Origin of the sequence: Desulfovibrio psychrotolerans (assembly GCF_013340305.1) — a bacterium.
Classification (GTDB): Bacteria; Desulfobacterota; Desulfovibrionia; order Desulfovibrionales; family Desulfovibrionaceae; genus Halodesulfovibrio; species Halodesulfovibrio psychrotolerans.
Window position 1 is genome coordinate 18,183 of the sequence record NZ_BLVP01000001.1, and the last position, 13,710, is coordinate 31,892.

11 protein-coding genes are annotated in these 13,710 nt (G+C 57.4%); 3 read left to right on the top strand and 8 right to left on the bottom strand.

What is annotated here, in order from left to right; all coding sequences use genetic code 11:
* Positions 1–15 precede the first annotated feature (15 nt).
* From HUV26_RS00060 to HUV26_RS00070, 3 genes are read right to left on the bottom strand one after another with little or no spacing between them, the layout of a single operon-like run.
* Positions 16–2,874: a tetratricopeptide repeat protein gene (locus tag HUV26_RS00060; protein ID WP_174408064.1), complete on the bottom strand. Its 2,859-nt coding sequence runs from the start codon at positions 2,872–2,874 to the stop codon at positions 16–18.
* A complete protein-coding gene (locus HUV26_RS00065) occupies positions 2,871–4,991 on the bottom strand; it encodes a polysaccharide deacetylase family protein (RefSeq protein ID WP_174408065.1) in 2,121 nt (706 codons plus the stop codon). Before HUV26_RS00065 ends, HUV26_RS00060 begins: the two co-directional genes overlap by 4 nt.
* Positions 4,992–5,030: 39 nt before the next feature.
* Positions 5,031–5,603: a CsgG/HfaB family protein gene (locus HUV26_RS00070; protein WP_243451190.1), complete on the bottom strand. Its 573-nt coding sequence runs from the start codon at positions 5,601–5,603 to the stop codon at positions 5,031–5,033.
* Between the two features lie 165 nt (positions 5,604–5,768).
* Here HUV26_RS00070 and HUV26_RS00075 point away from each other — a divergent pair, with 165 nt between their 5' ends.
* Together HUV26_RS00075 and HUV26_RS00080 are read left to right on the top strand one after the other, a co-directional pair.
* Positions 5,769–6,713, top strand: a complete 945-nt coding sequence (locus HUV26_RS00075; protein WP_243451191.1) for an MJ1477/TM1410 family putative glycoside hydrolase — start codon at positions 5,769–5,771, stop codon at positions 6,711–6,713.
* A gap of 161 nt (positions 6,714–6,874) precedes the next feature.
* Positions 6,875–8,143, top strand: coding sequence for an HDOD domain-containing protein (locus HUV26_RS00080; protein WP_174408066.1), 1,269 nt, complete (start codon positions 6,875–6,877; stop codon positions 8,141–8,143).
* Between the two features lie 379 nt (positions 8,144–8,522).
* On the opposite strand, the gene HUV26_RS00085 is transcribed toward HUV26_RS00080, so the two are convergent.
* From HUV26_RS00085 to HUV26_RS00105, 5 genes are all read right to left on the bottom strand, one after another.
* The gene (locus tag HUV26_RS00085; RefSeq protein ID WP_174408067.1) at positions 8,523–9,746 is read right to left on the bottom strand and encodes a tyrosine-type recombinase/integrase; all 1,224 of its coding nucleotides are present in this window, start codon (positions 9,744–9,746) and stop codon (positions 8,523–8,525) included.
* 470 nt (positions 9,747–10,216) lie between these two features.
* Positions 10,217–10,657 (bottom strand): Hpt domain-containing protein, encoded by a 441-nt coding sequence (locus HUV26_RS00090; protein ID WP_174408068.1) that lies wholly within the window; start codon positions 10,655–10,657, stop codon positions 10,217–10,219.
* Positions 10,657–11,160: a cob(I)yrinic acid a,c-diamide adenosyltransferase gene (locus HUV26_RS00095; protein WP_174408069.1), complete on the bottom strand. Its 504-nt coding sequence runs from the start codon at positions 11,158–11,160 to the stop codon at positions 10,657–10,659. Before HUV26_RS00095 ends, HUV26_RS00090 begins: the two co-directional genes overlap by 1 nt.
* Positions 11,157–12,191 carry an AmmeMemoRadiSam system radical SAM enzyme gene (gene amrS / locus HUV26_RS00100; protein WP_308483132.1) on the bottom strand — a complete coding sequence of 345 codons (1,035 nt, stop codon included), beginning with the start codon at positions 12,189–12,191 and terminating at the stop codon, positions 11,157–11,159. The genes HUV26_RS00095 and amrS overlap by 4 nt, the downstream gene beginning before the upstream one ends.
* 14 nt (positions 12,192–12,205) lie before the next feature.
* On the bottom strand, positions 12,206–12,538 hold the full coding sequence (locus tag HUV26_RS00105; protein ID WP_174408070.1) for a hypothetical protein: 333 nt from the start codon (positions 12,536–12,538) through the stop codon (positions 12,206–12,208).
* An 86-nt stretch (positions 12,539–12,624) separates the two neighbouring features.
* On the opposite strand from HUV26_RS00105, the gene purM reads away from it, so the two are divergent.
* Entirely contained in the window at positions 12,625–13,695 is a 1,071-nt protein-coding gene (gene purM / locus HUV26_RS00110) for a phosphoribosylformylglycinamidine cyclo-ligase (protein WP_174408071.1), read from the top strand.
* Positions 13,696–13,710 lie beyond the last annotated feature (15 nt).

Here is a 13,710-nt window from a genome sequence, read left to right on the forward strand (position 1 = left end):
AAAACGGTCTTCCTATTAGTTCGTTGCGGAGTCCAGAGCGTTTTTGCGGTTCTGTCGCTTCCGGAGGGCGGCATCTGGAGCGGGAGGAGAGCGCAGCTTTTCCTTGAGCAATCGTGTTGCCTCGCGGTATTCCCGTTGGGCCGGACCTTCCTTGCCGAGGATGGTGTACAGTTCCGCCAGACGGAAGTGGGCGTCGCCGTCGCCGGGATAACGCCTGATGTACTCTCTGAAAAAGTCGATGGCGGAACGGACGTTGCTGTTTTCCGCATGCACGAGTGCCGACCCCTTGAGTGCCGTTGCATCATCCGGTTTACTCTCAAGAACTTTGCTGAAAAGCGCAAGCGCCGGGGCAGAATGCTCCGCAAAAAACGCCTCCGCACCCAGCCGGGCCACAAAGGCCGGGTCATCGCCATAGGCGTTGCCCAGTTTGGGATACAGGGCTGCTGCTTTGGCGCGCTGCTCCGCCGCGTTGTATAGCTGCGTGATGAGAATGGCTCTCTCCTTGGGCAGCGGGTCCTTGTTCAGTAGGGGGCCGAACAGGGCGAGCGCCTCTCTGGCCTTGCCCGTGTTGCCGTATGCTTCCGCCAGCAGGATGCGGTCGTTCTCTTCCAGCGAGGCCGTTCCGAGCCGCTCGAATGCCTGCACGGCCCGACTGTAGCGCCCGGAGTATGCGGCGTTTCGGGCAAACTCAAGCATGGCGGGCCTGTTATCGGGACGCAGGGCAAGGGCCTTTTCAAAGTAGACAAAGGCTTTTTCCACGTTTCCGGCTGCTGCCCATGCGCTGCCTGCGGCAAAGGCCGGATCGAAGGCTGCGGGAGAGTTGTCCGCAATCCGTGACCACAGGTCTGCGGATATGCTGTAGCGTCCTGTGTTGAAGGCAAGTCGGGCCACCTTTTCCCGTAAATCGGAGTCATGTGGGCTCGCCTTGTGAACCTGATACCACAGCCGGAAGGCCTGTTCCGAAAGGCCCGCGTTCTCCGCAATGGCAGCCCATTTGCGGATGAGGTTCACGTTGCTGCCGGAGCGCATGAAGCGTTCCAGCAGCGCCTCGAACGCCGCCCCCTCGCCTCCTGCCGCCAGTGCCTGCGCCGAGGCGAGGGCGATTTCCTCGTCATCGGGGCGCAGCTTGCCGGCCAGCATGAGAGCTTTGCGGAATCGTTCACCATCACCCGTATAGGAGGCCACCTCTACCATACGCAGGGTTAAAGCCCTGTCCCCTCGTGAGAGACGGGCGGCCTTTTCAGCATACGGTAGGGACTTGAGCGGCGATTCCAGCCACAGATACACCTCGGTTATCCGGTCCATGACCGTGGCGGAGGTCGGGTGCAGGGAGTGGGCAATGTCCGCCGCTTCATCAACGAGTGCCGTTGATGCGGTGAATCCCGCTGTTTCCAGCATTGCCAGCGCGTCCGCAGTGTTGCGGCTTATGCGGGCAAGCCTCTTGAGCAGGGTGAACGCCTCGCCCGGCCGTTCCGTGGCGAGCAGGGCATCCGAGCCCTGCCGCAGAAAATCGATGTTCTCCGGTTCATGCCTGAGGGCAAAGTCAACGGCGTCCAATATGGTGGGCGCATCGCCGGTGAACTGCGCGATCTCCATGAGGCGCAGCAGTTGTGCGTGGTCCGGGGTGCCATCCTTCAGAATATCCCGCAGCAGCGTGTAAGCCTTGCCCGTCTGGTCCAGCGCCAGATGCAGCTCAATGCGGGATTCAAGAATGTCTTTTCTGTCCGTGGGATAGGATTCGGCCTTTTCCAGCACCACCCGCATCACCTCCGGCTCGCCGGAGAACAGTGCCGCCGTGAGCATGCGTCCGAGCACGCGGAAGGTGTCTACGGCGGATTGGAGCAGCGCATCGAACATCTCAATGGCCTTGGCGATCTTGTTGCCCTCCAGGTACACCTCCGCCAATTGTTCCGTATACTCCCGGTTTTCCGGCGCGCTACGGGTGAGGGCTTCCAGCGCGAATTCAACGGTTTCCAGATCGTCAGCATTCCGTGCCGCGCTGCTCAACGCAATCAGCACCGCCTCGTTGCCCGGAACCTGCCTGTGCACCTGCCGCAGGTAGGCTACGGCTTCTCCAAGCAGGTTGTTCCACTGCATGATGGTGGCGAAATGCAGGCGTATGTCCACGCCGCCGCGTCGGGAATCCATGGCCTGCGCGAAGACAGCACCTTTCGGCAGATGGCCTGTTTTAAGGTAGTCTTCAAGGCAGTAGGTGGCATACTGTTTCTCGTCAGCCTGCTCGCCTTCCTGCACGGCTGCGGCGAACTGGTCGCCGATGATGAACAGTTGCTGCATGAGCAGATCACGCAGCGGGGTATATTCCCCGGCAAGGCGTTGCTGTGCCAGTGCGGTGAGTTCGCTGCGCAGCACCACGAGCAGGGGTATGCCGCGCAGGGGTTCCGCATAGGCATCCTGCATCAGCAGGCGCGCCAGTGCGTGGCTTTCCCTGTCGGGCATGCCAAAATAGCGGTAGTGCGAAACAAGGGTGCGCAGCACATCGGTGCGGTCCGGTGCGGAGGCCGCAATCTCCTCGTAGATGGGCAGGGCATCGCGCGGGCGCATGTCCCATTCCAGATACCGGGCAAGGCGGGTGAGCATGGCCACGTTGCGCGGCTTGAGTTCCCGGGCCCGTATGAGCATGTCTATGGCGCGCTCCGGCCTGCCCAAAAGGTGATAAATCTCTGAGGCGGTTATGTGCAGGGCATAGTCGTCCGTCCGCTCCGGCAGCACCTTTTCCAGAATATCCCAGGCCCGCTGGATGCTGCCGCTGTCGAGATACAGCTGCGCCATGTCCCGCTGGCTGGGATAGATGAGCAGCGTCAGCAGAAGCATGGACGCGAAAAAGGTCAGCACATAGAGCGGATGAATCCTCACTTCAGGTGTATCCCCAGCGTGCCCGAGCGCACGGGGCCAATGGTGAGCGTGCCTGTGAGAGAAGTTATGAGGCTGCGCGCCGTGCCGTTGTGTGACACAATTGCCGCCCTTCCTGCGGGCAGTCCCGCAAGGGTGACTGTTCCGTTGCCAAACCCCTCGTATCGCAAGCGGATGGTGTCTGCGCTATGCGAAAAGTCGTCCACCCAGCCCGTGGCACTTTGCAGATAGGGCTGTCTGTTGTCCGGAGAGGCGGCACGCACGATGCGCGCCTGACCTGCGCCGCGTTTCAGGTGGACGAACAGGCCCTGCGGCTGCACCTCGTACCCGAGCACGTTGGTGCAGCGGGCAAGGTCGGGCAGGGTTGAGGTGTCCTCATAGCGCACGCTGAGGCAGGTGCCGTAACCGGAAATCACATCTGCCGCGCCATCGCGTTCGACAGTTGCCTGCGTGAAATCCATGACCATGGGAATGTAGGCGGAGGTGAACACTTTTGCGACATCTTGTGTGGCTATCCATGCGTACACATCCTTCACCGCTTGAAGCGAGGCATCGTACTCCGCGCTGTAAAAGTGGTAGTAGGCGTCAATGGGCATGAGCCTGCGAGGCGAGCCAGTACGTTCCATGGTGCGGGTGATGTAGCGGTAGGCGTGGTACGGGCCCGTCCACAGATTAGTCAGTATGTTTTCGTTGGCCTGTCCCGTGAAGACCTGCACGTACGGCCCCACGAACTTGAACAGGGGGGATACACCGGTCAGCGAGTCGTTGTGCTGGTCGTATATGGTGTCGCCGCCGTTTATGTTCAGCAGGCCCGCATCATAAACGTGCTTCATGACAAAAGGCTTGGGGTCGCATGAGCCGGACCAGAGCATCATGCGGCAGGGCTTGTCCGCCGGGGTGAGGTGGTCGGTTATCCATTGGCAGGAATCTACGGTTTCCCGCTTGGGGTCGAAGCTGTACCCCGCAACGGGAATGCCGTACTGCTCAAGCCCGAGCTTGTCCCGGAAGAGCGCTATCTTCTGCTTATCATTCGCATCCCAGTAAAAGGGATGGGTAAAGCTGTGCGAGGCCGGTTCCACATTGGGCAGGGCAAATATGGCGCGGGCGGTCTCCATAAGGCGTACGTTGCCGGAAAGCTCGGGATCCACCTCAGCCTGAATGACGGAGGCGGTGACGGGGAAATCAATCTTTTTCAGCACCTCTTCCATCATCACTGTGGCGCAGTTGCTTTTTTTGTCCACATTGGTGAAGCCGCTGAACCCGTCGGCATCGATGTGCGACATGGCAATGCGCTTTCCGTTCAGCGTGGTTGGGGTAAGGGCGGGCATTCCCTCAAGCCCGAGTGAGGCGGAAAGGAAGGCGAAGGGGTCCAGATACCATTTGTGCCGGTAGTCCGCTGGGTCTATCCAATATACGTACTCCGGCAGTGCCAGCCCGCCCGCCGGGGAAACGGCAACCGCAATCCCTTCCGCATTGCCGGATGGGCTGGATGTGTTGCGTACGGTGAGCCATGGAGTGTGGCGTTGCGGTTTGGTGGGCACGTATCCGTCGAAGAGCGGGGGAACAGCAGGCAGGGGGCGTTCATACTGCATGTGCGGCCCGGTGGTGCCGTAGGCCAGCAGATTGCCCGCCGTGGTCTGTTCCTGTGTGTAGGCAAGGCCGAAGCGTTCCAGTATCATGTCCACGCGGGTGCGCACGGCAGGGGGCGCACCTGCTGAAACAGCATGGGGCGGCGTGAGGAAGATGACCCGGATGTCACGGTTCATTGAGGCGAGCAGCCAATCCATGTAGGCCTGTGGGTCCTCCATATTCGGGGCGGCATAGGCACAGACAATGGCGCGCCACTCGCGCGGGTCAAGCGGTTCCGGAACGGGCTGCTCCACGGCGCGGTATTCGGAGAGCAGGCCGTGGTAATTGGCCGCCATGTCGAACCCCCTGCGCCAGATGTTCTGGTCGGGAGTCTGGTCAGCGGTTTCACTGTAGAGGACAAGTACCCTGCGGGCGACCTCAGACGCTTCCGCCTTCTGGCAGCACAGGGTAAGGACCAGAACGGCAAGCACGCCCGCAAGCCAGAGGACACGGTGCGGCTGCCGGTCTGGCAGGGTATGGCGACGTGGCATATTCCCCCCGGACCGTCACGGGTATGACGGCAAATGGCGTTATTGTCCGGCAGCGATGGTCGCGCCGACGGATTTCACTGCCTCGTGGCATATCTGCTGCGTGAGCAGGTTGAGCGAGGTGTCGCAGCCGTAGAAGCAGCCCCCGGATTGCGTGAGGGAGGCGGCCCAGACCACCGTGCCGGTTCTCACGTCGAGCATGCGGATGTTGATGCCGACAACCGGGCTCTGGTCCAGCCCGCGCTTGTAGCGGAACTCGCTGACCGAGCCGTAGAACACGGTATCCACGCCAAGGGAGTTGCCTACGCGTTGGGCCACGGTTTTATCCAGTATGTACTCAAGGTCTTCTTCGCCACCTTTCAGGGATTCCAGCATGGCAGTGGACTCAAGGAAGGTGTACCCGGGCAGACCGTAGAGCTCGGTGGAAAGAACGTCTCCCACAATGCGCCCCGCATTGGGGTGCGTGGTCAGGTTGACAAAGGGCAGAACAGCGGCCGTGCGATCCCCCGAAGGCATGGCTTCCGTATTCAGGTAGTGCTGCTGGCGTGTGGCGTTGCAGGCGCTCAGCAACAGGACAAGGCTCATGATGATGAGCAAGTTGGAAATGGATTTCACTGCGTTCCCCCTGATATTGCAGGTTTGATTCTGTATACAGGCCGATGGGGCAAATGACAATCATCAAGGGCGCTAACGCCACTTGAATAATTGTAACCTGCGCAGCAATGCGCTACTATACCGACTATGTATAACATACAGCAAATACGTGCAGGCGCAATACCCATGGCGCTTGCCATGACCCTGATGCTTCTTTGGGGGTGCACGGTGCCTGTGGAAAAACGGACGCAGACGGCAAAGCCCGGTCAGGTGACCACCCGGAACGGAAAGGACGCAGCGGAGCAGAAGCGGATTGTGGCTCCGCCCAAACGGTGGGTGTACTGGTTGCAGGGGGTTGATCCGCAATCCATTGCCAGTTCTGCCTCAGACCTTGCCGTGGTGGATTATTCCGTGGACGGCACGGACGCGGGGGCCTTCACCCGCGCAGATGTGGCGCTCATGCAGCGCGGCGGGCGCAGGGTGCTGTGCTATTTTTCCATCGGCGAGGCGGAAAGCTACCGTTTCTACTGGAACAAGGCGTGGCGTGACGCCCCTCCGCCCTTCATGGGGGCGGAGAATCCTGACTGGCCGGAGAACTACAAGGTGCGCTACTGGCACGAGCAGTGGTGGGACATGGCCCTGCGGCCGTATCTTGACCGCATTGTGGATGCAGGCTTTGACGGGGTGTATCTGGATATTGTGGATGCCTACTGGTTCTGGCATGCGGAAGGTGGACGCGACCTGAGCACCAGCGCCTCCGAAATGATACGCCTTGTCGCGCGCATCGCCACCTACCTGCGCGAGCGGGGCGGGCCGAACAAGATAGTCTGCCCGCAGAATGCGGAGGGCATTTTCAATGATGCCCCTGAGGACGCGGTGGCGCGCTATATGCGCCATATTGACATGATCGGGGTGGAATCGTTGCTCTTCAATGTCACGCCGGAGGACAGTGCCTACCGTAGTGGAATCCTTCACCGCGTATCAGAGGCGGGCAAGCCCGTCCTGAACATCGAATATATCCCCCTGTCCCAAATGGGTGAATACCGGGCGAAAATGGCCGCACTGCCGTTCCCCATCCTGCCGTATCGTGGTGAACCGGATGCCGCGCTGAACAGCCTGGCTGTGCAGTAGCCCTTCCCGCGCGGTGTCGCGTCATGGTTATGTCAGCTGGGCAGATACTGCCGGGCTGACGCCTTTTTTTTAAGAGTACTATCCCTGTATAACTGAATTTTTCTTATTAAGAATGGTTCTTGCATTATTTTGTCTGCCAGCGTCAAAAAGGGGACAAGATTATGCGAAACACAGCTGCACAGATTATCCATGAGCGCCATGAAGCAGGCGTGCCTTCTGTATTGCAGGACAGCTACCAGACCGGTGTGTCGGAATTCTGGGCGGCAATACCATCCACACCTGCAGGGATAGAATCCGGACCGGATGCCGTTCAGGATACCGCCCAGTTGAAGGCGCGACGCATTGTGGGACGGCGTTTCCGCCATGCGCGGAACGTGCCCATGAGCGGGACGGAACGGTCCCTGCTTGAGAAGATGCGGGAACTTGCCCTGGCCAATGCGGAAGTGATGCTGCGTATGGATGAAAGTGCCTTTGCGGACGAAGAGGCGGCAGGTAACGTTCTGCCGCTGGGCAGCCGCCTAGTGTCCGGCAGTCATACTCCGCAGTCTCTCCTGCAGGGGCGGCTGCATATCCCCTCCATGCCCGGTACAATACGATGCCTCACGGATTTTCTCGCGGGCGGCAATACTGAAGAGCAGAACGGCAACGCGAGCGACGAACGGCTCGGGCACATCATCCGGCACGATATCGCTCTGACGCTTTCCTTGCTGCGCCTTGTGAACAGCCCGCTTTATGAAGAACGGCGGGGCGGGCGCAATGTGGCGACCGTGCGTGAAGCTGTTGCCATTGTGGGCGGGCGCCAACTAGCCAGTCTTGCGCTTGCGGCGGCGGAGATAGGAGGCGGCAAGATGGCTATGCACGGGCTTTCGCTGCGAGAATTCTGGCGCCATTCCCTCATGACCGCATGCCTTGCCAGTGCGCTTGCGCGGCAGGCTGGATTTGACGATCCGGAACGATTTTTTACGGCGGGGTTGCTGCATGACGTGGGCCGCCTGCTTCTGGTGGATAGATTGGGGCGGGACGTGGTGGCGCTGTACGGAGATGCCGCCGCACATAATACTCCCTTCCATCTTGCAGAGCGCAGGGTGCTCGGGTTTGAACACGGCCGCGTTGGCGCAGAATTGATGGAGCGCTGGAACCTTGACCGGGCACTGACTGAGGCCGTGCGTGAACACCATGCGCAGGAGCGGAACATGGAGCACCCGGAAGTCGCTGCAGTTGTTGCGGTGGCGGACTGCATGGCGCGGGCGCTTGGCTATGGATACTGGCACGATAGCCATGTGCTGCCGCCTTCCGGTGGGGCATGGATGTTGCTCGGCATCACCATGGCCGACCTTGGTGGCATCGGACGGCAGGCATATGAGGAATTTGAGCGGGCGAGCTTTGTATTCGACCGCGAAGAAGAGCAGGCTGAACGAACCGCCGCATAATGGGGTATGGGCCCGCCGACTTGGGTAGTGCCATTCATACGAAAATTGAAATGGGCGCGAACCACAGGTTCGCGCCCATGCACGCTTTCGATACCCCCCCCGTCACTTGGGTATACCGATGTCTTAGCAAACTACATCTCCGGGACATGCATTTTATGATGGGCTTCAATTTGTGTTGCCCAAGGCCAGAGTCGACCGTTTCGTCGAGGAATGTTGTGATCCGTTTTATGTCTCCCGCAAGGGACGTTCTTTTGCAGAAGAACCGCCCCCCCCGGAACAAGCCAAAATTCTGACTGTATTTGACCATGAAGTGGCGCGTGGGGTTTTATAAAAAAAATCAAGAGCTACTATGCTGTATTGTTTTGAGTAATCGGTTTTTTTAGCAAGAACCCTTCAAAACTCCTGTCCAAACCTCTGCCTTCTCTTCCAAACTTCCTTCAAGCACCTTGGCCTTCCGCCTCAGCCCCTCGGGGGCGAGGTGGCTATACCGCGTGGTCATCTTGAAGTCAGCATGCCCCATGAGCTCTTTTACGCTGTAGAGGTCCACCCCCTTTTGTACCAGCCAGCTCGCATAGGTGTGCCGCAAGGTATGAAAGCAAACACGCTGTCGGGAGTCAGCAACGCCTTCATTAAATAAATCGTCTGCAGTGCGGGAATACGCCTTTGAAATGCGATCAACCTTACCACCGGTGCGACTGGTGAATATCAAGCCGCTTCGCTGTCCAGAATGGCGATTTCGCAGCACCTTTGTTATTTCACTGGTCAAGAATACATAACGGTTTTGCGAGGTCTTCGTATCCCGGATCAAAATACGTCCGTCAGGGAAGTCAATATCTTGCCATTCCAATGAAGCAATCTCGCCAAAGCGCATCCCGGAAAACAATGAAATTACAGCCATGTCGTGAGATGTTGGAGAACGCTCAGCCAACACTTTCAGCAAGAGCATGGCTTCAGCAGGCGTCAAGAAGCGCTGCCGTTGGTTGTCTTTCTGGGGAAGCTTAACTTGAAGACCGGGGAAAGGCGCAGAAACGTACCCATCACGTAGAGCCAAGCCCCACACTTGCGAAACCACCCCCATGGCGTACTTGATTGTCTTAGGGGATTTACCAGCCCTAATCATCTCCTGCTTTACTTTTTCCAGATGAAACGGGACCAGCTTGAGCAAAGAAATCTCTGCCAACTGCGGTGCAATCCAGAGTTTCCATAGAGATGCTTCCGTTGCCCGGGAACGAGCACTCTTCTCGCCTTGCAGAGGAAGGTAGCAATCAGTCCAGAATTCCTGAAACGTTGTGGCGTCACGCTCAGCCTGCTGTTTGGCCACCTCTCTTTCCTTTGCTTCAGCTGCAGCAACTTCCCGCTGCTCAGCAACCGTCCGTAAGCCTTTACCTGTCCTGTGCGCTTCCTTAAGGTCATGAAGGATCTTCGACGCTTTGAGAGGGGTCATGTTTTGGGATGTCCACCCAAGCCCCTCCCATTTCTTTTTTCCATCAAGTCTATAAGTGATTTCAATATATAAATCAGCACGAATTCCGTGCTTGCGTGTCGGGTGTGGTGTGCCATACACACCGGGGTAGTCCGTACGCTCTCTTTTGGACTTACTCATCTTCGCTCCTGCAATCTACTATGTAACAAAAAAGTCAATAATATCAATTTTGCCATCAGAACCAGAGGGTCGCAAAATGGTAAATTCTCCCTACCATCTCCCTACCAAAATAGTTGAATGGATGGTGATTTTCAATGAAAATCTGTGAAACATGCAATTTATATTTCACTGAAATTTAATAATAAATAAAAAAGTATGACAACCTGTGAAACATAAGAATCTGGTTTGGGACCAGAGGGTCGCAGGTTCGAATCCTGTCTCTCCGACCATACGACAATCAAGAGCTTGCAGATACTGTCTGTAAGCTCTTTTTGTTTTCTGTATCAGGGAGCCTGGTGCCTCGAATGGCATGGACAGCGGAGCAATCGCCTTTAAGCATTCATTTGCAGCGTGACGTTGGCGGGCAGGTTATCAGGCAAGAAGCAGGGATCCGGCAGTCTGGTGGTGATGCGGTCCCCGGGTGCGGGCAATTAGAATGGAAGCGGAAATGTGCGGATGCGCTCCAGTTCTTCGCTGATGGTGTTCAGCATGGCGAGAAAGGTTTGCCCTTCATGCCCGGCAAAAAGGGGTGGGCGCGTGGCATCCGGCAGGACTTGGGCGTCTGTTCTTTCCTTCTGATGATGGTTCCGGGGAGTTTCGGCGGGGGGCATGTATTCCCTGAGCAGTTTTTCCAGAGATTGAGCCAGTTGGGCAATGCGCTCTGCTCCCACAGTGGCTGCGGCACCTTTCAGCCCATGGGCTTCCGTGGAGGCGTGAAAGGCGTCTCCTGCTTCTGCATAGGTTTGGATGCGCTGCACCTTGCCGGGAGCGTCTTCCAGAAAGGTGTCCAGGAGCAGGCGGAGCAGTTCCGTGTTGCCGCACATGCGGTGCAGCGCAGCTTCTGTATTCAGCACCGGCACCATGGGATCCATTAGAATTCAATGCCTCTTTGCGCGGGAATGCCCTGCGCGTAGTGATGCTTAATTTCCGTCATCTCCGTCACCGTGTCCGCCGCGTCCGTCAGCCACTGCGGGCAATCTCTGCCGGAGAGCACAAGATGGGCCTCCTGAGTCCGGGCTTGATCGACCAGGCTCCGCAGTTCCTCTTCATGGAGAAGGCCTGTTTTCAAGGCGTAAAGCGCCTCATCCAGCACGAGCATGTCCACGTCTTCCAGTTGATGCGTAGCCCAGAGGAGCAGTTGAAGCGAGGCTTCTCTGTGCTCGGCGAACTGGTCGGGGCGCGTGAGGAAGCCTTTGCCTTCGGCATGAAAGCGTTCCTTCAGCAGCGAAGACAGAATCTTCTGCTCTCCCGCTTGGTCTGCCCGTTTCATGAACTGTCCAAAGGCTACGACAAAGCCCTGTCCGAGGGCGCGAATGGTCTGCCCCACAGACGCTGATGTCTTTCCCTTGCCGTTGCCGGTGTATACGAGAATCATGCCTTACCGCTCCCAGGAGGAGAATTCCATATGCCGGGTATGAGCACGCCGCATTTGCTGCATGCCGGAATGCCCGAAACGGTTGTTTTGTAGCCGGTTCGACGGACTACAATGTTTCCGCATGAAGGGCAAGACGTGTGCTCGGAAGGGTGCCCGTGCAGGTTGCCGATGTATACATAGTGAAGGCCTGTGTCTTTACCTATCTGCCATGCCTGTTCCAGTTGAACCGCCGTGGTGGGCGGTGTGGAAAGCATTTTGTGGGCAGGATGGAAGCGCGATATGTGCCAGGGCACATCGCTGCCCAGTTCATCATGGATGAAGGTTGCCATGGCACGTATTTCAGCATCCGTGTCGTTTGCATCCGGGATAAGCAGTGTGGTTACTTCCAGCCACCACCCCATGCGGCGTATGTGGCGCAGGTTTTCCAGAACAGGCAGGAGGCGCGCGCCGCATCGCTCCTTGTAGAAGACGTCGGAAAACGCTTTAAGGTCAATGTTGCAGGCGTGGATGAGGCCGTTTAGGGCATTAAGACAGTCCGTGCTCTGAAATCCGTTGGAGACCATTATGTTGAGCAGGCCGTTATCTGCGGCAAGGCGGGCTGTATCCTGCATGAGTTCAAAAAAAACCGTTGGCTCTGAGTAGGTGTAGGAGATGGATTTTGCCCCGCACCGTAAGGCTTCCGCCACCAGCATGGCGGGAGGAATGGATTGTCCGGTAATCGGCTTGCCTGTGCGTGGAGGAGCAGAAAGGGAGTAGTTCTGGCAGAAATCGCAACGCATATTGCAGCCCATGGTCCCCAAAGACAGGGTTGCGCTGCCGGGAAGGAAATGATGCAGCGGTTTTTTTTCCACCGGATCAAGATTAAGGGCTGCGGCAGCATGGTACGTTTCCGTGAAGAGTGCTCCGTCATGGTTGCTGCGTACCCCGCATTGTCCTTTCTTGCCGGGCCTGATGACGCAGGCGTGTGCGCACAGACAGCACTGCACTGTTGCATCCTTCAGCGGTTTCCACATGGCTGCCGGGTACATCATGCCCCTCTCCTGACTTAGGGTTTTGATGGTGCAGGATACTTGAGGCGAGGGGCTATTTCAATGTTGATTGCGGGCTGGTTCATGATATCATCCGTGGCATTGGCATCGTATCTCGGAAGTGGTGCCGTGCGCATTACCGGGTCGCCCGAATTTTCGTCACGGCCAATGAATACTCCTCCAGACGACGTGCCGAGGACCGGGTCCTTTCTGTGCTCGGCAGGGGATTGCTGTCCGGCCGCCAGGTTCAGTGGCAGGAAAGGCAGCAAAAACGCCATGACAAGCAGAAAGCCCCCCAAAGTGCGTACTGTTTTGCTAACATTTTGTATTGTAAGAAAAAATAAGCACATGCGACTTCTCCTTGCTCTTTGGGGCTTAAACGCCTATTAAAGGCTTCCGAAAATCTAGAAGATACGCTGTGTAAGGAGCTATGTACATGCCTGAAGATCGTGCGAGAGCGTACACCGAGGCGGGGGTGGATATCAATGCCGGTAACGCCCTTGTGAACAGAATCAAAAGCATTGTTGCCAACACCCATACCAACGGTGTGCTTTCCGATATCGGAGGGTTTGGCGGTCTGTTCAAGCCTGACCTCTCCGGGATGGAGGACCCCGTGCTCGTTGCCTCCACAGATGGTGTGGGAACCAAGCTCAAGCTGGCCTTTTTGTTTGATAAGCATGATACCGTGGGTATCGACCTAGTGGCCATGAGTGTGAATGATATTCTTGTTCAGGGTGCCAAGCCGCTGTTCTTTTTGGATTACTTCGCAACAGGCAAGCTGGATGTGGACAAGGCGGAACAGGTAGTTGCCGGAGTGGCGGAAGGTTGTCGCCGTGCCCGGTCGGCACTGCTGGGCGGTGAAACCGCAGAAATGCCTTCCATGTATGCAGACGGCGAATACGACCTGGCGGGTTTTTGCGTTGGCATAGCGGATAACTCCCGCATTGTGGACGGCAGCGGAATCCGCGTGCATGATGTCGTCATCGGCCTTGCATCCACTGGCGCGCATTCAAACGGCTTTACGCTTATCCGCAAGATTCTGGAGCAAAGCGGGCTGTCCGGGAATGACATTTTCCCCGGCACGGAGCGCACGGTTGCGGATGTTCTGCTGGAACCCACCGCCATTTATGTGGAAACCGTGCGCAATTTGCAGCGGGATTTCGAGATTAAGGGCATGGTGCATGTTACCGGCGGTGGATTTTATGACAATTTGCCGCGCGTTTTGCCCTCTACTGTACAGGCCAATATCAAGTTTGGCAGTTGGGATATTGCGCCGGTATTCCAATGGCTGAAGGAACAGGATAACCTTTCATGGCCGGAAATGCTGCAGATATTTAACACGGGCATAGGCTATGTTCTTATTGTCAGCCCGGATATTCAGGAAGATGTGATGGCGCGTCTGGAAGCCCTTAACCAGCCAGCCTGGGTCATTGGCTCGATAGATCGTCGTGCTGGTGAAGATGTGGAGCAGGTGCAGGTGGCTTTTCCCGATGAGTGCTCCTGCTAGCCAAATAGAAGGCGG

Excerpts from the sequence above, each read along its gene's own strand:
- HUV26_RS00065 (WP_174408065.1), bottom strand. The coding sequence starts at position 4,991 with ATGCCACGTCGCCATACCCTGCCAGACCGGCAGCCGCACCGTGTCCTC.
- HUV26_RS00075 (WP_243451191.1), top strand. The coding sequence starts at position 5,769 with ATGGCGCTTGCCATGACCCTGATGCTTCTTTGGGGGTGCACGGTGCCT.
- HUV26_RS00080 (WP_174408066.1), top strand. The coding sequence starts at position 6,875 with ATGCGAAACACAGCTGCACAGATTATCCATGAGCGCCATGAAGCAGGC.
- HUV26_RS00085 (WP_174408067.1), bottom strand. The coding sequence starts at position 9,746 with ATGAGTAAGTCCAAAAGAGAGCGTACGGACTACCCCGGTGTGTATGGC.
- HUV26_RS00090 (WP_174408068.1), bottom strand. The coding sequence starts at position 10,657 with ATGGATCCCATGGTGCCGGTGCTGAATACAGAAGCTGCGCTGCACCGC.
- HUV26_RS00095 (WP_174408069.1), bottom strand. The coding sequence starts at position 11,160 with ATGATTCTCGTATACACCGGCAACGGCAAGGGAAAGACATCAGCGTCT.
- amrS (WP_308483132.1), bottom strand. The coding sequence starts at position 12,191 with ATGATGTACCCGGCAGCCATGTGGAAACCGCTGAAGGATGCAACAGTG.
- HUV26_RS00105 (WP_174408070.1), bottom strand. The coding sequence starts at position 12,538 with ATGTGCTTATTTTTTCTTACAATACAAAATGTTAGCAAAACAGTACGC.
- purM (WP_174408071.1), top strand. The coding sequence starts at position 12,625 with ATGCCTGAAGATCGTGCGAGAGCGTACACCGAGGCGGGGGTGGATATC.